This is a genomic window from Bacteroides salyersiae WAL 10018 = DSM 18765 = JCM 12988 (genome assembly GCF_000381365.1).
Lineage (GTDB): Bacteria > Bacteroidota > Bacteroidia > Bacteroidales > Bacteroidaceae > Bacteroides > Bacteroides salyersiae.
This window is the reverse complement of sequence record NZ_KB905466.1, coordinates 1,609,220-1,635,085: the sequence shown is the minus strand read 5'-3', so window position 1 is coordinate 1,635,085 and position 25,866 is coordinate 1,609,220. Positions and strand designations below refer to the sequence as shown.

Annotated in this window: 20 protein-coding genes and 1 tRNA gene; 18 read left to right on the top strand and 3 right to left on the bottom strand. The window is 40.4% G+C overall.

Features of this window, described 5'->3' with window-relative positions:
- Positions 1–24: 24 nt before the first annotated feature.
- From kdpB to HMPREF1532_RS06200, 11 genes are all read left to right on the top strand, one after another.
- A complete protein-coding gene (kdpB, locus tag HMPREF1532_RS06245; RefSeq protein ID WP_005926424.1) occupies positions 25–2,073 on the top strand; it encodes a potassium-transporting ATPase subunit KdpB in 2,049 nt (682 codons plus the stop codon).
- Positions 2,074–2,084: 11 nt separating this feature from the next.
- The gene (locus HMPREF1532_RS06240; RefSeq protein WP_005926421.1) at positions 2,085–2,657 is read left to right on the top strand and encodes a K(+)-transporting ATPase subunit C; all 573 of its coding nucleotides are present in this window, start codon (positions 2,085–2,087) and stop codon (positions 2,655–2,657) included.
- Between the two features lie 68 nt (positions 2,658–2,725).
- Positions 2,726–3,427 carry a hypothetical protein gene (locus tag HMPREF1532_RS06235; protein WP_373133219.1) on the top strand — a complete coding sequence of 234 codons (702 nt, stop codon included), beginning with the start codon at positions 2,726–2,728 and terminating at the stop codon, positions 3,425–3,427.
- Between the two features lie 103 nt (positions 3,428–3,530).
- On the top strand, positions 3,531–4,658 hold the full coding sequence (locus HMPREF1532_RS06230; protein ID WP_005926415.1) for a hypothetical protein: 1,128 nt from the start codon (positions 3,531–3,533) through the stop codon (positions 4,656–4,658).
- Between the two features lie 72 nt (positions 4,659–4,730).
- Positions 4,731–6,170 (top strand): HAMP domain-containing sensor histidine kinase, encoded by a 1,440-nt coding sequence (locus tag HMPREF1532_RS06225; protein WP_005926412.1) that lies wholly within the window; start codon positions 4,731–4,733, stop codon positions 6,168–6,170.
- A gap of 256 nt (positions 6,171–6,426) precedes the next feature.
- The gene (locus tag HMPREF1532_RS06220; RefSeq protein ID WP_005926409.1) at positions 6,427–7,734 is read left to right on the top strand and encodes a tetratricopeptide repeat protein; all 1,308 of its coding nucleotides are present in this window, start codon (positions 6,427–6,429) and stop codon (positions 7,732–7,734) included.
- 68 nt (positions 7,735–7,802) lie between these two features.
- On the top strand, positions 7,803–8,120 hold the full coding sequence (locus tag HMPREF1532_RS21735; RefSeq protein WP_005926406.1) for a hypothetical protein: 318 nt from the start codon (positions 7,803–7,805) through the stop codon (positions 8,118–8,120).
- A 138-nt stretch (positions 8,121–8,258) separates the two neighbouring features.
- Complete coding sequence (locus HMPREF1532_RS06215) at positions 8,259–8,621, top strand: DUF3244 domain-containing protein (protein WP_005926403.1); 363 nt, start codon at positions 8,259–8,261, stop codon at positions 8,619–8,621.
- A gap of 74 nt (positions 8,622–8,695) precedes the next feature.
- Positions 8,696–10,411 (top strand): T9SS type A sorting domain-containing protein, encoded by a 1,716-nt coding sequence (locus HMPREF1532_RS06210; RefSeq protein ID WP_227096851.1) that lies wholly within the window; start codon positions 8,696–8,698, stop codon positions 10,409–10,411.
- A complete protein-coding gene (locus HMPREF1532_RS06205; RefSeq protein WP_005926397.1) occupies positions 10,411–11,412 on the top strand; it encodes a T9SS type A sorting domain-containing protein in 1,002 nt (333 codons plus the stop codon). Before HMPREF1532_RS06210 ends, HMPREF1532_RS06205 begins: the two co-directional genes overlap by 1 nt.
- A 35-nt stretch (positions 11,413–11,447) precedes the next feature.
- Complete coding sequence (locus HMPREF1532_RS06200; RefSeq protein WP_005926394.1) at positions 11,448–13,364, top strand: hypothetical protein; 1,917 nt, start codon at positions 11,448–11,450, stop codon at positions 13,362–13,364.
- Between the two features lie 743 nt (positions 13,365–14,107).
- Here the strand turns inward: HMPREF1532_RS06200 and HMPREF1532_RS06195 are convergent.
- Positions 14,108–14,184: transfer RNA gene (locus tag HMPREF1532_RS06195), tRNA-Met, on the bottom strand.
- Positions 14,185–14,409: 225 nt separating this feature from the next.
- On the opposite strand from HMPREF1532_RS06195, the gene HMPREF1532_RS06190 reads away from it, so the two are divergent.
- The 4 genes from HMPREF1532_RS06190 to HMPREF1532_RS06175 all read left to right on the top strand — a co-directional run bounded on the left by HMPREF1532_RS06190 (position 14,410) and on the right by HMPREF1532_RS06175 (position 19,275).
- Positions 14,410–14,796, top strand: a complete 387-nt coding sequence (locus tag HMPREF1532_RS06190; protein WP_025819194.1) for an START-like domain-containing protein — start codon at positions 14,410–14,412, stop codon at positions 14,794–14,796.
- 79 nt (positions 14,797–14,875) lie between these two features.
- A complete protein-coding gene (locus HMPREF1532_RS06185) occupies positions 14,876–16,777 on the top strand; it encodes an LptF/LptG family permease (protein ID WP_005926390.1) in 1,902 nt (633 codons plus the stop codon).
- Positions 16,778–16,784: 7 nt separating this feature from the next.
- Positions 16,785–17,999 carry a bifunctional 3,4-dihydroxy-2-butanone-4-phosphate synthase/GTP cyclohydrolase II gene (locus tag HMPREF1532_RS06180; protein WP_005926387.1) on the top strand — a complete coding sequence of 405 codons (1,215 nt, stop codon included), beginning with the start codon at positions 16,785–16,787 and terminating at the stop codon, positions 17,997–17,999.
- A gap of 82 nt (positions 18,000–18,081) precedes the next feature.
- Positions 18,082–19,275 (top strand): pyridoxal phosphate-dependent aminotransferase, encoded by a 1,194-nt coding sequence (locus HMPREF1532_RS06175; RefSeq protein ID WP_005926383.1) that lies wholly within the window; start codon positions 18,082–18,084, stop codon positions 19,273–19,275.
- Positions 19,276–19,454: 179 nt separating this feature from the next.
- Here HMPREF1532_RS06175 and HMPREF1532_RS06170 read toward each other — a convergent pair whose 3' ends face one another.
- Positions 19,455–21,731 carry a CotH kinase family protein gene (locus HMPREF1532_RS06170; protein WP_005926380.1) on the bottom strand — a complete coding sequence of 759 codons (2,277 nt, stop codon included), beginning with the start codon at positions 21,729–21,731 and terminating at the stop codon, positions 19,455–19,457.
- Between the two features lie 167 nt (positions 21,732–21,898).
- Complete coding sequence (locus tag HMPREF1532_RS06165) at positions 21,899–22,069, bottom strand: DUF362 domain-containing protein (protein WP_002559159.1); 171 nt, start codon at positions 22,067–22,069, stop codon at positions 21,899–21,901.
- Positions 22,070–22,222: 153 nt separating this feature from the next.
- Between HMPREF1532_RS06165 and porT the strand changes: the two genes are divergently transcribed.
- From porT to HMPREF1532_RS06150, 3 genes are all read left to right on the top strand, one after another.
- On the top strand, positions 22,223–22,924 hold the full coding sequence (gene porT, locus HMPREF1532_RS06160) for a type IX secretion/gliding motility protein PorT/SprT (RefSeq protein WP_005926377.1): 702 nt from the start codon (positions 22,223–22,225) through the stop codon (positions 22,922–22,924).
- A 161-nt stretch (positions 22,925–23,085) separates the two neighbouring features.
- Positions 23,086–24,003, top strand: a complete 918-nt coding sequence (gene metA / locus HMPREF1532_RS06155) for a homoserine O-acetyltransferase MetA (RefSeq protein ID WP_005926374.1) — start codon at positions 23,086–23,088, stop codon at positions 24,001–24,003.
- Positions 24,000–25,829, top strand: coding sequence for a peptidase U32 family protein (locus HMPREF1532_RS06150; RefSeq protein ID WP_005926371.1), 1,830 nt, complete (start codon positions 24,000–24,002; stop codon positions 25,827–25,829). Before metA ends, HMPREF1532_RS06150 begins: the two co-directional genes overlap by 4 nt.
- Positions 25,830–25,866: the final 37 nt, after the last annotated feature.

Genomic DNA, 25,866 nt, shown 5'->3' with positions numbered 1-25,866 from the left:
AAAGTAAAAAGGAGAAAGAAAAGTATGAAAAATAATAAATCCGCTTCTTTATTTCAAAAGGAGCAAGTTATGGAAAGCTTGAAGCAGTCGTTCGTGAAATTGAACCCACGGATGATGATAAAGAATCCGATTATGTTTACCGTGGAGATAGTGACTGCCATTATGCTCGCTGTCACGATCCTTTCATTGGGAACAACGGAATACGGTACTTTCGGATACAATTTTGTCGTGTTTGTGATACTGTTCATTACCTTATTGTTTGCCAATTTTGCCGAGGCTATTGCCGAAGCAAGAGGAAAGGCGCAAGCCGATAGTTTGCGTAAGACCCGTGAAGAGACTCCCGCAAAGGTACTCGTAGGAGATAAAGTACAGACAGTAAGCAGTTCGAAATTGAAGAAAGGTGATATTTTCATTTGCGAGGCAGGGGATACGATTCCTGCCGATGGTGAAATAATCGATGGGTTGGCTTCTATCGATGAGAGTGCGATCACTGGAGAATCGGCACCGGTAATCAGAGAGGCCGGAGGTGATAAAAGTTCTGTAACCGGTGGTACGAAAGTGCTTTCTGATAACATTAAAGTGTTGGTTACACAACAACCCGGAGAGAGCTTTTTAGATAAAATGATTGCATTGGTAGAAGGTGCTACCCGTCAGAAAACGCCGAATGAAATTGCATTGACTATTTTATTGGCAGGTTTTACATTGGTTTTCGTAATTGTCTGTATAACCTTGATCCCTTTTGCCGATTATACGAATGTCGACCATCCGGGCACAACGATTTCCATTGCCGCAATTATTTCTTTGTTCGTTTGTTTGATTCCCACTACTATTGGCGGTTTATTGTCCGCTATCGGTATTGCCGGGATGGATCGTGCTTTGCGGGCAAATGTGATTACGAAGTCGGGTAAAGCTGTTGAGACGGCAGGGGATATCGATACCTTGCTGCTCGACAAAACCGGGACAATTACCATAGGTAACCGGAAAGCGACCAGATTTCACGCAGCTCCCGGTATCAATGAGCGTAGCTTTATTGAAGTTTGTTTATTGGCATCCTTATCCGATGAGACTCCGGAGGGAAAATCCATCGTAGAGTTGGGGCGCGAATCCGGACTCCGAATGAGAAATCTGAATACGACGGGTGCTCATATGATTAAATTTACAGCCGAGACCAAATGTTCGGGTGTTAATCTGGCCGATGGGACTCAGATCCGTAAGGGGGCTTTTGATGCGATTCGTCAGATGGTAGAGAAAGCCGGAAATAAATTTCCGAAAGAAGTGGAAGAGGTAATTGCATCTATTTCCGGTAATGGTGGTACGCCGTTAGTGGTTTGTGTAGACCAGAAAGTGAATGGTGTCATCGAATTGCAGGATATTATTAAACCGGGTATTCAGGAACGTTTTGAACGTCTGCGTAAAATGGGAGTGAAGACTGTAATGGTGACAGGTGACAACCCTTTGACTGCTAAATACATTGCAGAGAAAGCCGGAGTAGATGATTTTATAGCAGAAGCCAAACCGGAAGACAAGATGGAATATATTAAAAAAGAGCAGCAATCCGGTAAATTGGTAGCGATGATGGGAGACGGAACGAACGATGCTCCTGCTTTGGCACAAGCCAATGTGGGAGTGGCAATGAATAGCGGTACACAGGCAGCAAAAGAGGCTGGAAATATGGTTGACCTTGATAATGATCCTACTAAATTGATCGAAATCGTGGAAATCGGAAAACAGTTGTTGATGACTCGGGGTACGCTGACTACTTTCTCCATTGCCAATGACGTTGCCAAATACTTTGCAATTGTTCCTGCATTGTTTATGGTGGCCATCCCTGAATTGGCTGCATTGAATATTATGGGATTGCACAGTCCTGAAAGCGCCATTCTTTCGGCTGTCATATTTAATGCGATTATTATTCCGATTTTGATTCCGTTGGCTTTGAAAGGAGTACAATACAAACCGATAGGCGCCAGTGCGTTACTTCGCCGTAACCTGCTTATATATGGTTTGGGTGGCGTGATCGTACCTTTTGTGGGTATTAAATTAATAGATATGGTGGTTAGTATATTCTTCTAAATCGTGTAGTAATGAAAACTTTATTGAAATCATTAAAAATAACTCTTGCCTTCTGTATATTTTTTTCTGTGTTTTACATTTTTATCTTGTGGCTGTTTGCACAATTTGCCGGCCCTAACAACGGTAATGCGGAAGTTGTAACATTAAATGGTGAAGTTGTCGGAGCTGCTAATGTAGGGCAGGCTTTTACAAAAGATATTTATTTTTGGAGCCGTCCTTCGTGTGCCGGCGATGGTTATGACGCTGCCAGTTCCGGTGGTAGCAACAAGGGGCCTACTAATCCTGAGTATTTGGCCGAAGTAGAGGCACGTATCGATTCTTTCCTGATTCATCATCCCTATTTGAAGCGTAGTGAGGTGCCTGCTGAGATGGTGACGGCCAGTGGTTCGGGTTTGGACCCCAATATTACTCCGGCTTGTGCCTACGTACAAGTAAAAAGAGTGGCCCAGGCACGTGGCTTAAGCGAAGAAGCGGTAAGGGCGATTGTAGATAAATCCGTGGAAAAACCTTTGTTGGGGCTTTTTGGGACAGAGAAAGTAAATGTATTAAAGTTGAATGTAGCTTTGGAAGAAGCAAAAAAATAGTTTAAGGTATGAAGATTTTTAGTAAAGAATTAGTTGTTAGTTTATTAACTGTTACAGTATCTGGTTTCATGGGGATAACAAATGCGAATGCACAGGAATTTACAGTTCAGGGAGATCTTGTCAGTTCTTATGTTTGGCGTGGTATGTATCAGACAGGAGCGAGTTTTCAACCGACCTTGGCATTCAGTGTTGGGGGATTTTCGCTGACAGCTTGGGGATCTACTGATTTTGACGGGTATGCATCCACCGAAGGGATGGCAAATAAAGAGATTGATCTGACAGCTGCTTATACATTTGGTGAAAGTGGTCTTACTCTCTCGGTTGCCGATCTTTGGTGGGCAGGTCAAGGACGTGGAAAGTATTTTAACTTTAAAAGTCATGAAACGGCTCACCATTTTGAGGCTGGGTTAGCTTACACGTTACCGGTCGAAAAGTTTCCTTTATCTATTGCATGGTATACCATGTTTGCTGGTATGGACAAGAAACTGAACGACAAAGGTGAGGAAAAGCAGAATTACTCCTCTTATGTCGAATTCAATTATCCGTTTTCTTTAAAATCAGTAGATTTGAATGTAACTTGTGGTATTGTTCCTTACAAGGCGGCTCGACAATATAATTGTAATGGTTTTGCTGTAACTAATGTAGCATTGAAAGGAACTACGGCCATTCGGCTTACGGATAAATTCTCATTACCTGTTTTTGCGCAGGCCATCTGGAATCCCCGCATGGAGGATGCCCATTTGGTATTTGGGATAACGTTGAGACCTTGATTGTGATTTCAACATTTTTTTTGAGAATCTCATGAATTAGTTGTAGGGCTCGTAGCAATAGTGATTATTGTTACGGGCTATGTCATTCTTAAATAGATATAGGATGGAGAGAGAAGAAAGTGTACAACATTTTCTGGACCTGATAAAGAAGTCGCGCCGGGGGAAGTTCAAAATTTACATCGGAATGATTGCCGGGGTAGGTAAAACTTATCGAATGTTGCAAGAAGCGCGTGAACTGCTTGATAATGGTGTGGATGTGCGGATTGGTTATGTGGAGACACATGGGCGTGCCGGTACGGAGGCAATGTTGGAAGGTCTACCGGTGATTTCCCGGAGGAAAATCTTTTATAAGGGTAAAGAACTGGAAGAGATGGATTTGGAAACCATCATTCGTATCCACCCGGAGATTGTTGTTGTGGATGAACTTGCCCACACTAATGTGGAAGGGAGTTTAAATGAAAAACGTTGGCAGGATGTAATGACTCTGCTTGACGAAGGCATAAATGTGATTTCTGCTATTAACATTCAGCATATTGAAAGTGTAAATGAAGAAGTACAGGATATTTGTGGCATTGAGGTGAAAGAACGGGTGCCCGATAGTGTGTTGCAAGAAGCGGATGAAGTGGTGAACATCGACCTTACTGCCGAAGAGCTGATAACCCGTTTGAAGGCCGGAAAAATCTATCGTCCGGAAAAAATAGAGATGGCCTTGAATAATTTCTTTAAAACCGAGAACATTCTTCAGCTTCGGGAGTTGGCATTAAAAGAGGTAGCATTGCGTGTCGAGAAGAAAGTGGAAAATGAGGTGGTAGCCAGCGTCGGGATACGGCATGAACGTTTTATGGCTTGCATCAGTAGCCATGAAAAAAGTCCGAGACGGATCATTCGTAAGGTGGCGCGGCTCGCTACCCGTTATAATACCTCTTTCATTGCACTTTATGTGCAGACTCCGCGTGAGAGTATGGATCGAATTGATTTAGCAAGCCAACGATATCTGTTGAATCATTTTAAATTGGTGGCGGAATTGGGAGGCGAGGTTGTGCAGGTACAATCGAAAGACATATTGAAAAGTATTGTCGATGTTTGCCGTGAAAAGCAGATTACCACAATTTGTATGGGGAGCCCGAATCTCCGTATACCGAAAGTCTTTTCTACCGTATTCGGTTATAAAAAGTTTTTAGCTGATTTAGCACAAGCGAACGTAGATTTGATTATACTTGCAGTGGAATAGATAATGTGCAGATGTACCCGATTTCTTTAATTGGCACATTGGCATATTTGACACATTACTAAATTATTTATTATGAATATAAAAACGAAATTACTTTTGGGTATTGGAATGTTGGCAGGCATGATTATCCTGCTGGTGACGCTTTCTGTTGTTAATTTGCAGATATTGACAGCTACCGAGCCCGATAGTCCGGCAGCTATGCCCGGGCTGGAACGCGCTTTGCTGTGGGTTTCTGTCACGGGAGGAATTTGCATCCTGACGGGACTTTTTTTGTTGTTTTGGCTTCCTCGCTCCATCAGTCGGCCTATAAAAGAACTTAAACAGGGAATTCTTGAGATAGCCAACCATAATTATGAGAAACGGCTCGAGATGAAAGGAAATGAAGAATTTCGTGAAGTAGCCGACAGTTTCAATCGCATGGCGGAACGTTTGACTGAATACCGGGCCAGCACTTTGGCCGATATTCTTGCAGCCAAAAAGTTCTTGGAAGCTATTGTAAATAGTATCAATGAACCGATCATCGGTTTGAATACCGAACGCGAGATTCTTTTCATTAATAATGAAGCATTGAATGTTCTTAACTTGAAAAGGGAAAATGTCATTCGTAAGTCGGCAGAGGAATTATCATTGAAGAATGACCTGCTCCGCCGTTTGATTCGTGAACTGGTAACTCCCGGAAATAAGGAAGAACCATTAAAGATATATGCCGACAATAAAGAAAGTTATTTCAAGGCTTCCTATATTCCTATTAATAATACCGGTGTTGGGCAAGGTGAACCTCATAGGTTGGGGGATGTCATTCTTTTGAAGAATATTACGGAATTCAAAGAATTGGATTCTGCTAAAACCACCTTTATTTCTACGATCTCCCATGAATTGAAAACTCCTATTTCCGCTATCATGATGAGTCTTCAGTTGTTGGAGGACAAACGTGTGGGAGTTTTGAATGAAGAACAGGGGCAATTATCTAAAAGCATTAAGGAAAATAGCCAGCGTCTGCTTGAAATCACCGGAGAGTTGCTGAATATGACGCAAGTGGAAGCCGGAAAATTGCAAATGATGCCTAAAATCACTAAGCCTATTGAACTGATAGAATATGCAATCAAGGCAAATCAGGTGCAAGCTGATAAATTTAATATACAGATTGAGGTGGAATATCCGGAAGAGAAAATTAGTAAACTGTTCGTAGATAGTGAGAAGATAGCTTGGGTGCTTACCAATTTGCTGAGCAATGCCATCCGTTATTCTAAAGAAAATGGCCGTGTCGTTATCGGTGCACAACAGGATGGAAATTATGTGGAACTTTATGTACAGGATTTTGGTAAAGGTATCGATCCGCGTTATCATCAAAGTATTTTCGACCGTTATTTCCGTGTGCCCGGAACAAAGGTACAAGGGAGTGGATTAGGACTGTCTATTTCTAAAGATTTTGTAGAAGCGCATGGCGGAACTCTGACTGTACAGAGTGAGCTGGGGAAAGGAAGCCGATTTGTAATCCGGTTAAAGGCATGATTCGGGACTATTCCTATGTCGTTTCGCCTTAAGTGCCGGGTATCGGACTACACTAACAGGTTTCTACAAGGCATCAAGGGGAAACCTCCTTTTCTTTGAATATAAACTTTCTTTTGTCTGGTGAAAAAATGCTGTTTGTTCTTTTATAATCTATAATCATTGTCATACATATATTGAGATAAATTGGAGATAAAGGAGGAGGTTTGTTCCGTTTTTTATATTTTTGTAGTGTTGGAATAATTAATGCAATGCACAAATGAAACAGAACGGAAGCACCATTACCCTTTTATCTCTTTTTATTGTAGCTTTCTGGTCGTGTGTCTCCAGGCCGGATGAGATTGTGACGACTCTTCAACGGGCAGAATCGTGTATGGAAATGTATCCGGACAGTGCTTGGCATTTGTTGAGTGGAATATCCGATCCTGATGATTTGTCTGACAAAAAACGGGCAGATTATGTGTTGTTGTTGACACAGGCACGTGATAAAAATTATATGGATATGTCTGTCGATTCTTCCATCACTTTTGCTGTTGATTATTTCAAGAAAAACGGTAATAAACGAAAGTACGGCAAAGCGTTGTATTATTACGGGCGGGTGCTTCAAGGAAAGCGGGAAACGTCACGGGCAATGAAAACTTTTTTGGATGCCCGGCACATTTTGGAAAAAACGGAGGAATACAAAATCATGGGATTACTGCTTACAGATATATCGATTTTAAATCGTGAACAATCGCTTTATGATGAGGCTATCAATACCTGCAGGCTGGCTATTGTTTACTATTATCGGGCAAAAGATACATTGGGGGTTGCTTATACCTATCAGACGATGGGAAGTTCTTTTTTTCTAAAACAGGAGATGGATAGTGTCTATCAGTGCGCGACAAAGAGTTTGCAACTACTTTCGGATAATCCCGTCTTGTTGAGAATAGGGGCTTCTAAAATGTTGGGAATGATGTATAGCTTTCAAAAAGAATATCTTAAAGCCGAAGAAATTTTTCTAAAAATAATTGATGAAGAACCTCGCGAAGATAGACTTACAATGCACTATATGTCTTTGGGGCGTTTATATCAACTGATGGGGCAGAAAGAGTTGGCGGAAGAATATTTAAAATGCTGTCTGGATAGCCGCAGTTTGTTTACCCGTTCTGACGCTTATGCCTGTTTGGCCGGGTTAGCCAAAACCAGACATGACTATGAACAAGCTTTAACTTTGAAAGAAAAGTCCGATTCACTATTATATATTGCTGAAAATGAGAAAAAAAGGGAAGACCTGATGCGTCTTCAAACAGGATATCAGAGAGAGAGATTAGAAAAAGAAAAGCTACAGATTAAATTGGAAAACAGGATATTGCAATTGGGATCTATAGTGGTATCCATTTTATTTTTGGGTGTAACGTATTATTTTTATAATAGGTATTGGCGAGCGAAATTACAAATAAAACAGATCGAAAAATCATTGGAGAAAAACAACAGGCAGATTGCTGTGTTTTTGAATGAAATAAACAGGTATAAACAACAGGACGATAAAAAACAAAGGAGACGGATTCCAAAGTCAGAGACCTGACCTATCAAATAAACCGACTTGCTCAGGAAAATGTAGAACTTCGTAGTAAAGTAGATGTGAGCGAACTTATGAAGATATTGAAGAATGGAACCGTCATAGCCGAAAAACTGACTTCTAAAGAATGGGATAAAATATTTAATTTGGCAAATTGCTTACATGCAGATCTTCTCGTTAAATTGAAAGAAGAACATAATCAATTGACAAAACATGATATTGAACTTTTGGCGTTTATATTATTAGGATTTACCTCTAAAGAGTTGATGGTCGTTTTTGATAGTAAGGATATTCGTACTATTTTCAAAGCAAAATCCCGGCTGAAAGAGCGCTTGAGGCTAAAGAAAGAGGAATCTTTAAATGAATTTCTTCAAAAAATGCAAGAAAGCTAAATTGAAATTGTCCACTAAATATGTATTTATTGGACACAATGTTTTGATTTATAGTATTATAACCTGTCTACCTCTGTGTTTGCGATAGGTACAGATTAATTACTTAGCTTTGTAGCATAATTAAAAAACACTGAAGAAATGAAAACACGTGCTATTCTATTATTATTGATTTGTCTTAACTGTACGGCTTTTGCACAAAGGAATAATCCTGTTATTACATCGTTTGGGAAAATCAATTTAGATGGTCATTGGAAAGGCGATGATTTTGGAGATGAAGGTGACCATCGTTCTATTCCTTATATACCTGTCATTGCTTCTCTTGAAAAAGACATTCTCATATTAGAATTTATGGAAGTGGGTAGTGATATTACAGTGACCATTGTCGGCAAGAATCAAATACTTCTTTCTCATTCCCTTTTGATCGATATTCCTGGGAAATATTGTATTCCTATTGATGCTTATACTCCCGGAGTTTATTTATTGGAACTTTCAAATTCATAAGGTGGATATATCTATGGATGGTTTGAATTGAAATAGTTCTTTTTAATTTTAGTGTACTACCTTTTAATAATAATATGATGATGAAGAAGCATTTGCCGATATTAATCGTTCTATTGATGGCACAGAGCATCGGTTTGTTGATAGCTCAACAAGATACGATTTTGGTTTTTAAAGGGCGTCTTGATACTGCTCCAACAGCTTTGCAAACCATAAAGCCTTGCTTGTTACGAACAGAACGTTCTAATAGTGATTTTGGAGGGATTATTGAAGTACAATGTGAAGCGGGAATGAGCGAAGAAATGCAATGCTGTATAAAAGTTGCTGCACAATTGTGGGAAGAAAAGTTGTATATCCCTAAGAAAGTTGTTCTAAAATTTGAGAAAGAGAAAATGGGGGTGGGAGCAGAGGATTTTGAGGCTCAGGTACGATATACGTCTTTGTTAGGTACTACTAAAATGTATTCTCAGAGCTATTTTATGAACTTTTTGTCAGATGATAAAAGAAATGTAGAGGATGCTATAATTAAAATAAATGACGATGTGGATTGGGATTATAGCTTTAGTGGAGAAACAATAAATAAGAAGAATCTTACAACGGCAATGTTACGTGCTATTGCGATGTCATTAGGATTTGGATCATCTGTCATTGATAATTCTACGAAAGGTATTACTTTTTTTGTAAGAAGATGCTTTTCTCCTTTTGATGATTTTGTTATAAATTCCAATAACGTGTGTTTAAATGAAATGCCTAATAATGGACGTACGAGTCAGGAACTTGTTTCATTTGTAACAGGAAACAATGTTTATTATAAAACTACTAATAATGAGAATCTTAAATTATATGCTTCACCGGAATTTCAGGGCTATAATTATCTAAGTTATTTTGATACAACAGGGGATTTGATGTCATACAATATGAGAATTGGAGACAAGAATCAGCAAGTAGATAGAAAAACACAGGAAGTTCTTGAGACAATTGGTTGGAAAGAACCGGAAAAAGGGTTGAAAATTGTAGCAGATGGTATTGATAATACGGGGATGGCTTCTGCGACGCGAGGTTATAGTTTTCGTGCGGAGATTCCTTCCGGAAATATAATAAAGTATTCGTGGAAATATGAATTGTTGAATAACGAGATGGATTATGTTCTCATAAAAAAGGGAGAATCTTCTGAGTTTGCAATAGATAAAGTGGATGAATTAGCTAAATATAGGAAAAATGTAAACGGTGATATTAAGGGTAAAATAAGCTTGAATGCTATTGTTGGTGGTAAGGAGGTGTCTAAAGTATTTCATGTGTATCTTAGTACTAAACCAACCTTTATCTCTGTGAAAGTGGATTCTATAACTCCAATTTCTGGAACAAGATATTATAATCTTGATATCACTGTGATATATGATGGGGCTGATTATCTTTATGTAGAACAGTCTGAAGAATTTGGAGATATAGTCAATACGCACTTTTATTATGAACCTTATATTGCTCATCTCAGGTTTAAACGTATTTTTATGATAGGAATGTCTTGGGTTGATATGGAATTAAGTAATAATGAGGGAAAAGTATATTATACTGTAGAAATTCCAAATCAGATGGAACTCTTAAATCATTCTACTTTAATACAAGAAGAGGTTATAAACTCAGAAATTGCACAAATAGAAGTAAGGGATATACAGGGGAGAATAGTTCTTCGAACAGATAATTATGAATCTGTTAGTTGTTTGTCAAAAGGAATATACATCGTAACACTTACATATACGAATGGCAAAACAGTAACCCGAAAAATGTGTCAGTGATGAAATGTTTGGTTTTTATATTGATTGTTACTTGTTCTTTGAGTGTCTATACGCAAAATAATTATACTCTTTCTGGAACTGTAATAAAATCGAGTGATATCTCTTTAGATGAGTACGGAGCTTTATTACTGGATGATAGTTGTGCTTTTCATGTTGTAGATAATTGGGGGAAGATCATAATTCCGAATGTTTGCGAATGGGGTTTTGGGGTCGAAGTAGAGCAGGGAAATTACGTGAAAGTGAAAGATGCAGCTTCATTGGATTATGGGATTGTGATAAATTCATTGGCAGGATATGGATATTCTGATCCCAAGTATCGAAGATACACGATAGAAAATGATAGCTCAGTTTATTTTAAAGGGAAAGTAACCTTTTCGGGAGAGTATCAAGGACGAAAAATACAACTTGATAGAGACTTTTATATAAATTTACTTCCCTCTTTACCGAAGGTTAGAGTGTTGGATGTAACCTGGAGTAACTACGATGCCCAATGGAATATATATGATGACGCATACATGACGATACAGATTACTTCTGATAGAATGGAAAATATTTATTGTTTGGAGCAAGATGTGTCTTTTACAGGCCATGCAGTGTCTTCGTTCTTTACGGCTGACGTTGATGCGGACAAAGGAATTGGTCTTTTGCCTTTTTATGATGGGGATCGTTGTTTTCGCTTTTTTTCCTATAATTTTAGTGGAACAGTTGAGTGTGAAGACACTTTATACACTGCGAAAGTGGCTACATCTATCCCTCCCTCTGTTAAAATGGAGAATGCGCCATTCTATCCGAATCCGGTAGAAAATATTTTGTTTGTGCAAGATGGTATGAGTGATATTTTTCCTTTATCTATATACGATTCCAGAGGACGGCTTGTGAAATATGTGGGAGTTCCGATGAGTGAGATTGATGTTTCGAACCTTATACAAGGTGTATATTTTGTTTTATATAGAAATAAATCTTCTCAAGGAGAAGCGATCTTTAAGATGATGAAAGAATAGAGCTGTACTAACCATTATAAAAGAAAGGATAAATCATGAGAAAATTATTACTATTATTCTTGTTTTTGGGGTGTGTGGGATTCGCTTATGCTCAAGAGGACGGAACTGAGGTGATTAGTCTGGGGAGAGACTTCTTTCGTAAGGAGAGTATTCTCAAACCAATAGTACGAGAAGTTGTTGGCGGAACAATTATTCAAGTAATATATGAGGGTAATGAGTGGGAACAAAATTTAGATAGGAAGAATGCTTTTGAACATGCCTGCCGTATTTTTGAAGAACAGTTGCCTACCGCTTTACCCATTAAGGTGAAAGTTAAGTTCGGAAAGTTGAGGGGAAGTAATGTAATTGCTAAAACAACTCTTCATACGGATTCTTGCAAAATGGATCCGCGTGACGATCTTTCCAGAGCTTGGCGATCTACGATAAAGTGGAAATTTAAAGATTTAGGGCTTGGAAATGCTAAAGTTGGGATGAGCTTTTTTGATAAACCTGATGGCGAGATAATTTTTAATAGTGATGATATATATTCGTTTTCACTAAATGATGTCCAAGAAGACAAGTATGATTTTGTAACGGTAGCATTGCGTGAACTTTGCAAAATAATGGGATTTTATTTTAGTGCTCGGGGAGATAATGCAACAAAGGTAATTGAATTTGATAGAAATTCTTTATTTCCTTTTGATTTGGTTGTTTTAGGAAACCAAGTGCTTGATCCTTTTAAGGCATATAGTTATGCTACATCAAATAAAGCAACCTTGTCGGTTGGCGGTTTTGGGCCATATGGTTTATATTCTCCTACTATATTTGAGTATGGACGTTCTTTATGTTTTTTTAAACCGGATGAGACGGATAATGAAACGAGGCTGATGCAACCCGATTTACCTCGTGGTACTTCTATACGCAATATCGGTGGATGGTTTAAAGGCTTCTTAAAGGCAATTGATTGGGTCCACTATACAGCTGTTGGTGGTGGCGGTGGTGGAGAGCCTACTGTAACTTCTACTTCTACAGATAAGGCTAAAAGGTATGATGAAGTGTGTACTTTCTCTAATCCTCAAAAAAGTTTGAATTATAATGTCGCTTTAAGAAATGAGGAAGTTGTTGATAAAGATGATGTGGATAAGTATATATGGCAACATAGTTCTTATGCGTTAGATGATGATGGTGACATACTGTATGGATGGGTGGTCAGTGTTTTACGTAAAGACGGTACTTGGGAAATTATACCATCTACTTCTTCGTGGAATGAAAGTGAGGTTTCATTTATGCCATCTTCTATTGATGTGAATAAGGCAGATCAATATGCACGTTCCAGTGATGGATATTTACGTTGTCGGGTTAATTATACAAGTTATCCTGTAGAAGTAAATAGATTGGCTCGCTATTTTCTTTTAGATTACCTCCCTCAAAAACCGGAGATGGCTTTTTCTAAAGTAATGCCACAGACGAGGACTGTTGCGGACGATTACTATGTGGATGTGAAAATAGGATTTAAGAATGTGGAAGGAACAGAAAAAATTTTGGTTGAACAATTAGAAGAAGGATCTCCTGTTCCTTTTACTTATTATGTTGAGGATGTGCGAGATGGCTATTTTATAGCTTCGGTGGATAAGGAGTATAGTACTACTTTTAAATTGCGTGCCATGAATAAATATGGAGAAACTGTTAGTGAACAATTAATTGTTGCTCCATTAGTGCCGGCAACATACACTCTAAATTCACAAGTAAATGGTGGCCTTTTGTCCTTGAAATTAGAGAAAGGCCGTAAAAGAAGCTTGGATGACAGGGCGTTAATAGATTATAGAGTGTTAGACTTGAATCATTCAATGATAGTAAGAGAAGGCAAGGTTGACAATAATATCATTGATATAAGTTCATTGGAGAAAGGTATGTATGGTTTACAGGTCTCGGATACGGAAGGGCGATCTTATGATACAAAGTTTGTAAGATAAGTTTTATGGATTTTCTAAGGGGGAATTGAAGTAAATACCAGGAAGGTGTGTCAGAATAGAAAAAATGACATGCCTTCCTTTTCTGTTTTTTCAAAATAGCTGACCTTATAAATCACGGTTAATTTCGATATTTGAATTATCTGATGCTTTCGCTATAAAAGTGTATAGTAAAACTGAGAAATATATAATGTAGATTGAGGATATAAATGAATTGGGAAGTCTTGTATCGGATATTTATATACTTCAATTGTACGATAACAAAGGTGTCTGTTATAAAACAATTAAATATATTAAGTGAATAAATTAATCAATTGATTGTAAATCATTGAGTTATCCTGTTGATAACTAAGGTGATTATCTGTTGATAACCCTGTTGGTAACGATGTTGATAATGTCTTGTAGATAGATACAGGCTTTTTGATCATTGAAAATAGCCGTGAGGATTATTCTTTATCCGGGGGTACTCTTTTCGACTTTCCTTTCTCTATTTGAGATTCTTTAATGATCAGGGGATTATCTTGTTAATAACTTTGTGTATACTTGTTAATAACCCTGTTAATAACAGTGTGAATAATTGATATTATTTAAGTGGATAAAGAGAGTGGTTACGATTCTGAATCATTGAAATATCTTTAATCGTTTTTTCACGTTGATCCCTTTCTTACAGCACTACAGAAATCGATCAGTTTTGGGGAATAAAAAAGCGCCTAAGAGTGGAAGCCTCCCAAACGCTAATTTTCTTTTGGTAGCGGGACCCGGGATTGAACCGGGGACCTCATGATTATGAATCATGCGCTCTAACCAGCTGAGCTATCCCGCCATCGTTTCTCGATTGCGGGTGCAAAGATAGATACTTTTTTTTATTCTCCAAAACATTTGTCGTTTTTTTCTGTTTTTTATTTAAGGATCGGCTCTTTGAGTTATCATAAATAGATACATTGAGAGTGGAAAATAAAAAAAGAAAGAAAATAAAGTGCATGATTTATACTGCGTAATTAGAAAAAAGTATTTATCTTGGCACACACAATTTAAGGTGAATATAGCTATGAAAAGAGAGAAAATACGTTTGGAGTATCTTCTGAATGCGACCTCTAAAAACATTCTTTGGTCAGCAATCAGCACACCGACCGGTTTGGAGGACTGGTTTGCAGATAAAGTCGTGTCGAATGATAAAATAGTGGAATTTCATTGGGGGAAAACGGAGCAACGTGATGCCGAAATTACGGCCATACGCGCTTATTCTTTTATCCGTTTCCGTTGGCTGGACGATGAGAACGAAAGAGACTATTTTGAAATTAAAATGAATTATAATGAACTTACAGGTGATTTTGTGTTGGAAATTACTGATTTCGCAGAGCCGGATGAAGTAGACGACATGAAAGAATTGTGGGACTCTCAGGTTAATAAGTTGAGAAGAACTTGTGGTTTTTAGTTAACTTTCAACTAAAAACTTTCTGCACTCCTTTTTTTGTGCTAATTTTGCATCTCAATCGCACGAAACGTATTATAAGATGCTACGCATAAAAAGATTAGATATATTTATAGTAAAGAGTTTTTTACTGCTCTTTATTGGTACATTCTTCATTTGTCTCTTCATCTTCATGATGCAGTTTTTGTGGAGATATGTGGACGAACTGGTCGGAAAGGGATTGGAGATGAGTGTGATGGCTCAGTTCTTCTTTTATTCGGCATTGAGTCTGGTGCCTTTGTCACTTCCGCTGGCCGTATTGTTGGCATCCCTTATTACTTTTGGAAATTTTGGAGAACGTTATGAATTGCTCGCCATGAAAGCGGCGGGCATTTCTTTGCTTAAAATCATGCGTCCTCTCATCATGCTTGTCTGTATCATTTGTGGAATTTCCTTTTATTTTCAGAACGTGATCGGTCCCATAGCGCAAGGAAAATTGGGAACGTTGCTGATTTCTATGAAACAGAAATCTCCGGAGGTAGATATACCGGAGGGGGTGTTCTATTCGGAAATTCCCGATTATAACCTTAAAGTGCGGAAGAAAGATCGTAAGACCGGTATGCTATACGATGTGTTGATCTATAATTTTAAAGACGGGGCGGAAAATGCGCATATTATTTATGCCGATTCCGGACGTATGGAGATGACGGCGGATAAACAACACTTGTATCTACATCTGTATAGCGGTGAGCTGTTCGAAAATTTGAAGAGCCAGAATGTGAAGGCGCAAAATGTGCCGTATCGGCGGGAATCTTTCAAGGAGAAACATACTATTATCGAGTTTAATTCGGACTTTAATATGGCCGATGCGAGTATAATGAGCAATCAGGCCACTACGAAAAGTATGCAGACGTTACAGGTTTCCATCGACTCGATGGAACATGTGGGAGACAGTATCGGACGCCAGTATTATAAAGAGGCCATTGGCGGGGTATATAGCAATCCCGGTGGATTGTCAAAAGAAGATACGATAAAGATTACACAGGCCGATATCGGATCTTACAATGTAGACAGTCTTTTCGAAGCCGCAACGCTGATGCAGAAACAAAAGATTCTCTCTTCTGCTGCAAACCGTGCCGAAAGTCTGCAAGGAGATTATGGCTTTAAGATTTACAACATGAGAGAAAATGATTATCAGATCCGCCGGCATGGAACGGAATGGCACAAGAAGATAACGATTTCTCTTTCCTGTCTGCTTTTCTTTTTTATTGGAGCGCCGCTCGGCGGCATTATCCGTAAAGGCGGATTGGGGATGCCTGTGATAGTATCTGTGCTTGTGTTTATCGTTTATTATGTGATAGATAATAGTGGATACAAGATGGCACGAGACGGTAAATGGATTGTATGGATGGGGATGTGGCTCAGTTCTGCCATCCTGGCGCCGTTGGGGGCATTTCTTACTTATAAATCCAATAATGATTCGGTGGTGCTGAATGCGGATGCTTATACTTCCTGGATCAAACGGGTGATAGGTATCCGTGGTGTGCGCCATTTGTTTAAGAAAGAGGTTATTATCCATGATCCGGATTATTCGAAGATTTCTGCGGAACTTACTGCTCTCACTACAGAGTGTCGCGCATATATAAGTAAACACCAACTGAAGAAAGCACCCAATTATTTTAAACTTTGGATGTCTACCGGCGAAGATGATGAAGTGAAAGCGATCAATGAGCGTCTGGAAACGTTGATTGAAGAGTTATCGAATTCAAGATCGTTTACTTTGCTGACAACTTTGAATAATTATCCCATTATACCTGTGGCTGCTCATGTGCGGCCGTTTCATGTATATTGGTTGAACCTGTTGGCGGGAGCCATTGTGCCGATAGGATTGTTCTTTTATTTCCGTATCTGGATATTCCGTATACGACTTGTACGGGATATAGAGAAGGTTATAAAGACCAACGAAGATATTCAATTCATAATAAAAGAGAATCATAATTTATAGAATAAGTATGGAAGAGATCAGACTGAATACAATCGATGAGGCTATTGCCGATTTCAGAGAAGGGAATTTCGTAATTGTAGTGGACGATGAAGATCGCGAGAACGAAGGTGATTTTATTATTGCGGCTGAAAAAATAACTCCTGAGAAAGTGAATTTTATGATGACACACGGACGGGGTGTGTTGTGTGCTCCTATTACGGAGGAGCGTTGCGCCGAATTGGAACTGGATATGCAGGTTACTGCAAATACTTCTATTTATGAGACACCGTTTACTGTGACTGTCGATCTCCTTGAAGGTTGTACTACCGGAGTATCTATGCACGATCGTGCAGCGACTATCCGTGCTTTGGCCGATCCTAAAACGAAACCGGCTGATCTCGGGCGTCCGGGACATGTGAATCCGTTGCGTGCCCGTTCGCGTGGAGTACTCCGTCGTGCCGGTCATACGGAAGCGAGTGTGGATTTGGCAAAACTGGCCGGACTATACCCGGCTGCTGCTCTGATCGAAATTATTAATGAAGACGGGACTATGGCACGTTTGCCTCAATTGGTGGAAGTGGCCAAACGTTTTGGGCTTAAAATAATCTCGATTAAGGACTTGATTGCTTATCGTGTGCAATTAGAGTCGATTGTGGAGAAAGGAGTAGAGGTGGATATGCCTACCCAATACGGACATTTTCGTCTGATTCCGTTCCGTCAGAAATCAAATGGAATGGAGCATATTGCATTGATTAAAGGTAGCTGGGATAAAGATGAGCCGATTTTGGTACGTGTGCATTCTTCATGTATGACGGGTGATATTTTCGGCTCTTGTCGTTGTGAGTGTGGAGAACAGCTTCATAAGGCGATGGAGATGATCGAGGCTGCCGGAAAGGGGGTCATTGTATATATGAACCAGGAAGGACGTGGCATCGGACTGATGAATAAGATTGCCGCATACAAACTTCAGGAAGAAGGATATGATACGGTAGATGCGAATCTGCATCTGGGTTTCGATGCCGATGAACGTGATTATGGAGTCGGTGCGCAGATTTTGCGTGAGGTAGGAGTGGCAAAAATGAAGTTGATGACCAATAACCCTGTGAAGCGTATCGGTCTGGAAGCATATGGTTTGGAAATAACAGAAAATGTAGGTATCGAGATTACCCCTAATCCTTACAATGAACGTTACTTAAAGACCAAGAAAGAACGAATGGGACATACGCTACATTTTAACAAGTAAAATCCGCTTTTACTTTCATATATCAAATATTATAGCTTATTTTGCAACTAATTTCACTAAACGACAATAAAGTAGATACAAAATGAATCAGTTATCAGACCGTTTGAACAGCTTGTCGCCATCGGCGACACTTGCTATGTCGCAGAAGAGTAATGAACTCAAAGCACAGGGCGTTGATGTTATTAATCTGAGTGTGGGAGAACCCGACTTTAATACTCCCGACCACATCAAAGAAGCTGCAAAGAAAGCTATCGATGACAACTTTTCGCGTTATTCTCCCGTTCCCGGGTATCCGGCATTGCGCAACGCCATCGTAGAGAAACTGAAAAAAGAGAATGGTCTGGAATATACAGCCGCTCAGATTTCATGTGCCAATGGTGCGAAGCAATCTGTATGTAATGCAATCATGGTATTGGTTAATCCGGGTGATGAAGTGATCGTGCCTGCACCGTATTGGGTAAGTTATCCGGAAATGGTGAAACTGGCAGAAGGTACTCCGGTGATTGTAACTGCCGGGATCGAACAGGATTTTAAGATTACTCCCGCACAGTTGGAAGCCGCCATTACCCCGAAAACAAAGGCATTGATACTCTGTTCTCCGTCGAATCCTACCGGTTCGGTTTATAGTAAGGAAGAGTTAGCCGGTTTAGCTGCCGTGTTGGCGAAATATCCGCAGGTAGTGGTAATTGCAGATGAGATTTATGAGCATATCAATTATATAGGTAAACATCAGAGCATTGCACAGTTCCCGGAAATGAAAGAACGGACAGTGATCGTAAACGGTGTGTCGAAAGCCTATGCGATGACCGGATGGAGAATCGGTTTTATTGCCGGACCGGAATGGATTGTGAAAGCTTGCAATAAATTGCAGGGACAATATACGTCGGGGCCTTGCTCTGTTTCTCAGAAGGCTGCTGAAGCCGCCTATACGGGTTCTCAAGCTCCGGTAGAAGAAATGCGTAAGGCGTTCGAGCGTCGCCGCGACCTGATTGTGAAGTTGGCAAAAGAAGTCCCGGGCTTTGAGGTGAATGTTCCTGAAGGCGCTTTCTATTTGTTCCCTAAATGTAGTTCTTTCTTTGGAAAATCAGCAGGCGACCGTAAGATTGCGGATTCGGATGATCTGGCTATGTATCTGTTGGAAGTGGCTCATGTGGCTTGTGTGGGTGGTGCTTCTTTTGGTGCGCCTGAATGTATTCGTATGAGTTATGCTACCAGTGATGAGAACATTGTTGAAGCTATCCGCCGGATTAAGGAAGCATTGGCGAAACTGAAATAAAGATAGTTTGTGTTTGCCGGGCAATGGCGGATGTAAAAAATAAACCTGTATCGGACAGATCGTTTTGATTTGTATCGATACAGTTTTTTTTATTAGGGTTGATTTAGAGCCTGCTTTAATTAATTGTCCTCTCAAAATAATACTGAGTAAAATTAAAGCAGGCTTTGGGTTGTAAAGGGCTATTTTACAATAACCTTAAATGTCTGTTGGTTACTTGCATTGACTACTGTCAACAAATAGATGCCTTGGGATAATCCGTTGATCGGTAATCGGGTAAAACTGTTTGTTGTTTCCTGTTGCATTATAACACTGCCTTGCATTGTCATCAACCGGATAGTGGAGTTGGCAGGAGACTCAACGGTCAATACCTCTCCATTTGCAATGAGGCGGGGATAAACCTTGGTCTGCTTTTCGTTGCTGACATTCTCTACACCTACGCCGGATTCTTTTCCTTCTTTGGTGACAGCAAATATGGCCGGGTGTCCCTTTCCTGTGTTTTCTATCTTTATCGATGCAATTACTTTATTTTTATCGGTATTTATTTTATGTTCATACAGGCAGAAATTGTATCGTCCGTCCATTTGGTCGTTCGACCGTGTGATCCTGCTTAGTCCATGTACCGCTTTTCCTGTAGAAACTTCGCTATACCAGTCGCCTATTGTTATGCTTTTAGGAGTAGAACTGGTTTCATCGGCATAATATACGGTTACATCTACTGTGGAACTACCATCGGTACAGGTCGAAAGCAAATAAAGGGCTCCCGTTTGGTGAGAACCGTCGAATTGCAGGGTAGCTGCATTTTCTTTGATCAGAGTTGCTGCATTGGGCTTGTCATATGCGGCAAGGCGATATTGAACGCCGGTGCTGGAAGTGATATTTCTATCGGTTGGCAGAGAGCCTTGTTCTTGTACTCCTGATGTATAATAAATCCAACCTTGGTTATCGAGGGAAGCTGTAGAATAGTTGACGGCAGGACGTTGCTCGGCTATGACATCTTCATTAAATCCTGATGTGACGGTCAGTTGGGTATACTCTACCGGTTCGGGCTCTTTATCGAGTAAGGCCCTGTCCATGAAAATCAACCGTTCTTTGATCCAACTCTTTAAATAAGAAATTTCATCATCATAAGATTGGGCCACGTATTGATTGGGCCATACGTATCTTCCCCATCTTGGCCAAGCCTGTGAGTTGCGTTCTTGTGCTCCCTTAGCATTTAATAAGGTAGTTAACGAGTCAATGGTAAGTTCTATGTTCTTGTCCGAGTAACTTGTTTCACGATATAGTTCCCAACGCTCTTTCACTTCTTTCATAAATGCATCGTCTTTAAGCAACTTATACCACCAGAAAGGAACCAACTGGTTATCACCGGATGCTATGTCATTAAAGTTGTATGCCCAAGTGTCTGTTCTCCAACCATTATTATAATCAGCGTTGCCGAAACCTAAATTCATATCCCATAAGGATGTTTTGAATCTGGGATCTTTGCTGTCTCTATACTTATATAAATTAGTACTTAGGCGATAACCGTCTACATTATGGCAGAATTCTGTTGAGAGCATATAGTCGATGAAAGAGGTGACGTCGATGTACTTTCTGTATCCTGTTTCCGGGTTCTTGTAATCTGCGGAGGCTAAGTTATCTTCGAATGCATCGATGTATCCGTGTATATAATCCAGTTGGGCTTTGGAAAATTCATCCTGGTCCATGTTCTTATATTGGAAAGATATTTTTTTATTACGGATGGGGTTACCTTTTGAATCTACGGGTGAGTGTTTGGAGTAATAAACCGGTTCATCGTCTCTGTCCACTTCCAGATGGTAACCTCCTGTCAATGCATCGCCACTGTCTCCCGGATCCGGTAAGTCCAGGCGGTTCTTGCCTTTTCTAACTCTTTCGGAAAGGATAAAGACACCGTAATAGGTGCCGTCCATGATCATTTCACAATATTTTCCTGTGGGTACGTATTCGAAGAAGGGTCTGGCCAGAGTAAACGCAAATACGTCTCTGATCATACTTTTGTCCGCATAAGGAGCCAGCAATGCCCAATCGTTGTCTTTGCCCATTCCCAATAGGGATACTTTTTGTTTCTTACCTCCTTCTTCCAGAGGTTTGTCCAGTGCACGAATGGCATATGGTTTTTTGTCGGAATTGGTAAAAGAAGAGTTGCCCCGGTATTTCAAGTCGATATAGCCGCTATAGTCTACTGTTTGATTCGGATACAAGAGGGTATCCATATGGTTCAATTGCCCTTCTCCATTATCGATAATTTTCATTTTGGCGGTGATGCGGTTTTCACGTTCGATCACTTGGTGTTGGGTATCGATGAAAACGATCGGGAGATTTGTTTCTGTGAATTTGACTTTCTGGTTATCCGGTTTGAAATTATTGATATCCGTGTCCTGAGCGGAACAGACAACAGACGAAATCAAAAAAAGAGATAAAAATAAGTTTCTCATAAAGTATGTTTTATTAAGTGAATAAAAGGTCTTTGTTAGTAAAACAGTGACAGGGGAAAAAACACTTAGCCGGAGTATTCTTTTTTAAGGGTAATAAAGGTTACAAATGAAAAAAGGCTGCCTCATCGATGGAAGCAGCCTTTTTGGATTTTTCTTTCTTGATTGTATTATTCAGCCGGGTGAATTGCTTCAGAAGGACAAACATCTGCGCAAGTACCGCAGTCAGTACATACATCCGGGTTGATAGAATAGATATCACCTTCAGAGATAGCTTCTACCGGACACTCGTCGATACAAGTTCCGCAAGCAATACAATCGTCACTAATTACGTAAGCCATTTTCTTTAATATTTAAATTATTAGTACTAATTTCTTGGACAAAAATACATGTTTTATTCATTAGTTGCACTTATTCTTGATTAAATTCCTTTAATTTGTATCCCTTCTAAATAAGAGAAACAATAATTTAACTATAAAATCGTTTTTATTGATGTGAAACGCTTTGTGTTACTTCTCATTGTTTCGCTGCTGGTTGCCGGTGCTTCCGGCCAGACGCGTAAGGTGCAGAACCGCCCGTATATCGATCAGCGGATCTGGCACTATGGCTTTTTGGCCGGTATTCACATGCAGGATCTCAAGTTTGTCAATAATGGGTATGTCACGGAGGACGGTCAAGTCTGGTTTGCCGATGTGCCCGAGTATTCTCCGGGTTTTTCGGTAGGCGTGTTGGGAGAATTGTACTTAAACAAGTATATGTCTCTCCGCTTGGTGCCTACGCTTCACTTTGGAGACAAAAAAGTTATTTTTCGTGAGCAGACGAGTGGAGAAACCGAATCGCAGAATGTGAAATCCGCCTATCTGGCTTTTCCTGTCGATTTGAAATTCAGTGCGGAGCGATTCAATAATTATCGTCCTTATGCAATGGTCGGTTTAAGCCCTACTTATGATTTAAGTGTGAAAAAATCTCGTCCACTCTTGGTCAAACCTTTCGACTGCTACATAGAAGTGGGGTTGGGTTGTGACTTTTATCTTCCTTTCTTTAAGCTGATACCGGAACTGAAGTTTTGTTTTGGGTTAGCGAATCTGTTAGACAAAAACCGTAACGATCTTACCGATAAGTCGTTAATGAAATTTACCGAATCTTTGGACAAGGTGAAGTCTCGTATGATTGTGTTGACTTTCTACTTTGAATAGGCTGATCATACACATAATCTTGAAATTCATGGGGAAATATGTTCAAAAGAGATAAAACTCTGTGAAACCCTGTGCTACTCTGTGGCGAAATCGTTATTTTTGCAAAGAATTTGCCGGATGGCAAATCATAATTTGTAAATCGTTAAATAGTAAACATCCCCATGCCATTAAATTTACCTGATAGATTACCTGCGATAGAACTGCTGAAAGAGGAAAATATCTTTGTGATCGATAACTCGCGTGCTACCCAACAGGATATCCGTCCGTTGAGGATTGTGATTCTGAATTTGATGCCGTTGAAGATTACTACGGAGACGGATTTGGTCCGGTTGTTGTCTAACACTCCTCTTCAGGTAGAGATTTCATTCATGAAGATAAAAAGCCACACTTCCAAAAATACGCCGGTCGAGCATATGAAGGCTTTTTATACTGATTTCGATAAGATGCGCGGTGAGAAATACGACGGTATGATTATCACCGGTGCTCCTGTGGAACAGATGGATTTTGAAGAAGTAAGTTATTGGAGTGAAATCATGGAAATATTCGATTGGGCGCGTACGCATGTCACTTCGACGCTATATATCTGTTGGGCTGCTCAAGCCGGATTGTATCATCATTATGGAGTGCCTAAATATGCGTTGGATAAAAAGATGTTCGGAATTTTCGAGCATCGCACGCTCGATCCGCTTCATTCTATTTTCAGAGGGTTTGATGATGTGTTTTATGTACCCCATAGCCGCCATACGGAGGTGCGGAAAGAAGATATTCTGAAAGTTCCGGAATTAACGTTGCTTTCTGAATCGGAGGAGTCGGGGGTCTATATGGTGATGGCTCGTGGCGGGCGTGAATTTTTTGTTACCGGTCATTCGGAATACTCTCCCTTAACGCTCGATACGGAGTATCGACGGGATTTGGCAAAAGGTCTTCCGATTGAAATGCCGCGTAATTATTATGTTGATAATGATCCGGAAAAAGGGCCGCTTGTTCGTTGGCGGGGTCATGCCAACCTGTTGTTTTCCAATTGGCTGAATTACTTTGTTTATCAGGAAACTCCTTACAATATCGACGACATTAAATGATAAAGCAGCGTAAAATAGAACTTCTGGCTCCGGCCAGGAATTTGGAGTGTGGTATCGAAGCGATCAATCATGGGGCAGATGCGGTATACATCGGTGCTCCGAAGTTTGGAGCCCGTGCTGCCGCCGTTAATTCGTTGGAGGATATTGCGGCTCTGGTGGAATATGCACATTTATACAATGCACGCATTTATGTCACTGTCAATACCATCCTGAAAGAAGAGGAGCTGAAAGAGACGGAGGAGATGATCCGGGAATTGTATCGAATAGGGGTGGATGCATTGATTGTGCAGGATATGGCCATTGCGAAACTGGAATTACCTCCTATACCGCTTCATGCAAGTACGCAAATGGATAACCGGACTGTAGATAAAGTGAAATTTCTCCGTGATGCGGGTTTTCGGCAAGTGGTATTGGCGCGTGAACTGTCGTTGCGGGAGATTGGCAAAATACATGAGGCATGTCCCGATACTCCGCTTGAAGTTTTTGTGCATGGAGCTTTGTGTGTCAGTTATAGCGGGCAATGTTATGTCAGTCAGGCCTGTTTCGGGCGCAGCGCCAATCGTGGAGAATGCGCACAGTTCTGTCGCCTGCCGTTCAGTCTGGTAGATGCGGAAGGGAAAATGATAGCGAAAGACAAACATTTACTCTCACTGAAGGACCTTAATCAGAGTGAGGAGTTGGAAGCGTTATTGGATGCGGGGGCTTCCTCTTTGAAGATCGAGGGACGGTTGAAAGATGTTTCTTACGTCAAGAATGTTACGGCTGCCTACCGACAGAAGCTCGATGCTATTTTTGCGCGGCGTAAAGAGTATACCCGTGCTTCTTCCGGAAAATGTCGTTTTGATTTTAAACCGCAGTTGGATAAGAGTTTCAGTCGTGGCTTTACCCGTTATTTTCTGCACGGAAGGAGCAAAGATATTTTCTCTTTTGACACTCCGAAATCGTTGGGAGAAGAGATGGGGACGATGAAAGAGAGCCGGGGAAACTACTTGACGGTGGCTGGTGTGAAGTCGTTTAGTAACGGTGACGGTGTTTGCTATCTTGACGAACAAGGACGTTTGCAGGGATTCCGAATCAACCGTGTGGATGGAAATAAACTTTATCCGCAGGAAATGCCTCGTATCAAACCCCGCACGATGCTGTATCGGAATTTCGACCAGGAGTTTGAACGAATTCTTGCCCGTAAGTCATCCGAAAGAAAAATAGCAGTATGTATCTTGTTGGCGGAGAATAATTTCGGCTTTTCACTTACTATGACGGATGAAGATGACAACAGTGTGACATTAACTTTACCCCGAGACCGGGAACCGGCCCGCACTCCGCAAGCGGATAATCTCAAAAATCAACTTGCGAAGTTGGGAAACACTCCTTTTGAAGCGGAACGGATCGATATTGACTTCTCGGAGAATTGGTTTATTCCGGCTTCCGTACTTTCTGAATTACGGCGGCAGCTCGTTGAACAACTGATCATAGCCCGTAAAGTGAATTATCGTCGTGAATTGGCTGTATGGAAACCTACTACTCATGCTTTTCCGCAGCAAACACTTTCTTATTTAGGTAATGTAATGAATACCCGTGCCGCCTCTTTTTATCAGGATCATGGAGTGAAAGAGGTGGAACCGGCTTACGAAAAGCAACCGGTGGAAGCTGCCGTACTGATGTTTTGTAAGCACTGTCTGCGCTACAGTATGGGGTGGTGTCCTATTCACCAGCGCGAGCGTTCACCTTATAAGGAACCTTATTATTTGGTAGGGACGGATGGAAAGAAGTTCCGTTTGTCATTTGATTGTAAAAATTGCCAGATGAAAGTGAGTGCCGCACAATGAGAACGTTTTACCATAGAGCGATGCGATGCGTGATGGA

Bases quoted from the DNA above. Each gene is read 5' to 3' on its own strand.
- kdpB (WP_005926424.1), top strand. From the start codon at position 25: ATGAAAAATAATAAATCCGCTTCTTTATTTCAAAAGGAGCAAGTTATG.
- HMPREF1532_RS06240 (WP_005926421.1), top strand. From the start codon at position 2,085: ATGAAAACTTTATTGAAATCATTAAAAATAACTCTTGCCTTCTGTATA.
- HMPREF1532_RS06235 (WP_373133219.1), top strand. From the start codon at position 2,726: ATGGGGATAACAAATGCGAATGCACAGGAATTTACAGTTCAGGGAGAT.
- HMPREF1532_RS06230 (WP_005926415.1), top strand. From the start codon at position 3,531: ATGGAGAGAGAAGAAAGTGTACAACATTTTCTGGACCTGATAAAGAAG.
- HMPREF1532_RS06225 (WP_005926412.1), top strand. From the start codon at position 4,731: ATGAATATAAAAACGAAATTACTTTTGGGTATTGGAATGTTGGCAGGC.
- HMPREF1532_RS06220 (WP_005926409.1), top strand. From the start codon at position 6,427: ATGAAACAGAACGGAAGCACCATTACCCTTTTATCTCTTTTTATTGTA.
- HMPREF1532_RS21735 (WP_005926406.1), top strand. From the start codon at position 7,803: ATGAAGATATTGAAGAATGGAACCGTCATAGCCGAAAAACTGACTTCT.
- HMPREF1532_RS06215 (WP_005926403.1), top strand. From the start codon at position 8,259: ATGAAAACACGTGCTATTCTATTATTATTGATTTGTCTTAACTGTACG.
- HMPREF1532_RS06210 (WP_227096851.1), top strand. From the start codon at position 8,696: ATGATGATGAAGAAGCATTTGCCGATATTAATCGTTCTATTGATGGCA.
- HMPREF1532_RS06205 (WP_005926397.1), top strand. From the start codon at position 10,411: ATGAAATGTTTGGTTTTTATATTGATTGTTACTTGTTCTTTGAGTGTC.
- HMPREF1532_RS06200 (WP_005926394.1), top strand. From the start codon at position 11,448: ATGAGAAAATTATTACTATTATTCTTGTTTTTGGGGTGTGTGGGATTC.
- HMPREF1532_RS06190 (WP_025819194.1), top strand. From the start codon at position 14,410: ATGAAAAGAGAGAAAATACGTTTGGAGTATCTTCTGAATGCGACCTCT.
- HMPREF1532_RS06185 (WP_005926390.1), top strand. From the start codon at position 14,876: ATGCTACGCATAAAAAGATTAGATATATTTATAGTAAAGAGTTTTTTA.
- HMPREF1532_RS06180 (WP_005926387.1), top strand. From the start codon at position 16,785: ATGGAAGAGATCAGACTGAATACAATCGATGAGGCTATTGCCGATTTC.
- HMPREF1532_RS06175 (WP_005926383.1), top strand. From the start codon at position 18,082: ATGAATCAGTTATCAGACCGTTTGAACAGCTTGTCGCCATCGGCGACA.
- HMPREF1532_RS06170 (WP_005926380.1), bottom strand. From the start codon at position 21,731: ATGAGAAACTTATTTTTATCTCTTTTTTTGATTTCGTCTGTTGTCTGT.
- HMPREF1532_RS06165 (WP_002559159.1), bottom strand. From the start codon at position 22,069: ATGGCTTACGTAATTAGTGACGATTGTATTGCTTGCGGAACTTGTATC.
- metA (WP_005926374.1), top strand. From the start codon at position 23,086: ATGCCATTAAATTTACCTGATAGATTACCTGCGATAGAACTGCTGAAA.
- HMPREF1532_RS06150 (WP_005926371.1), top strand. From the start codon at position 24,000: ATGATAAAGCAGCGTAAAATAGAACTTCTGGCTCCGGCCAGGAATTTG.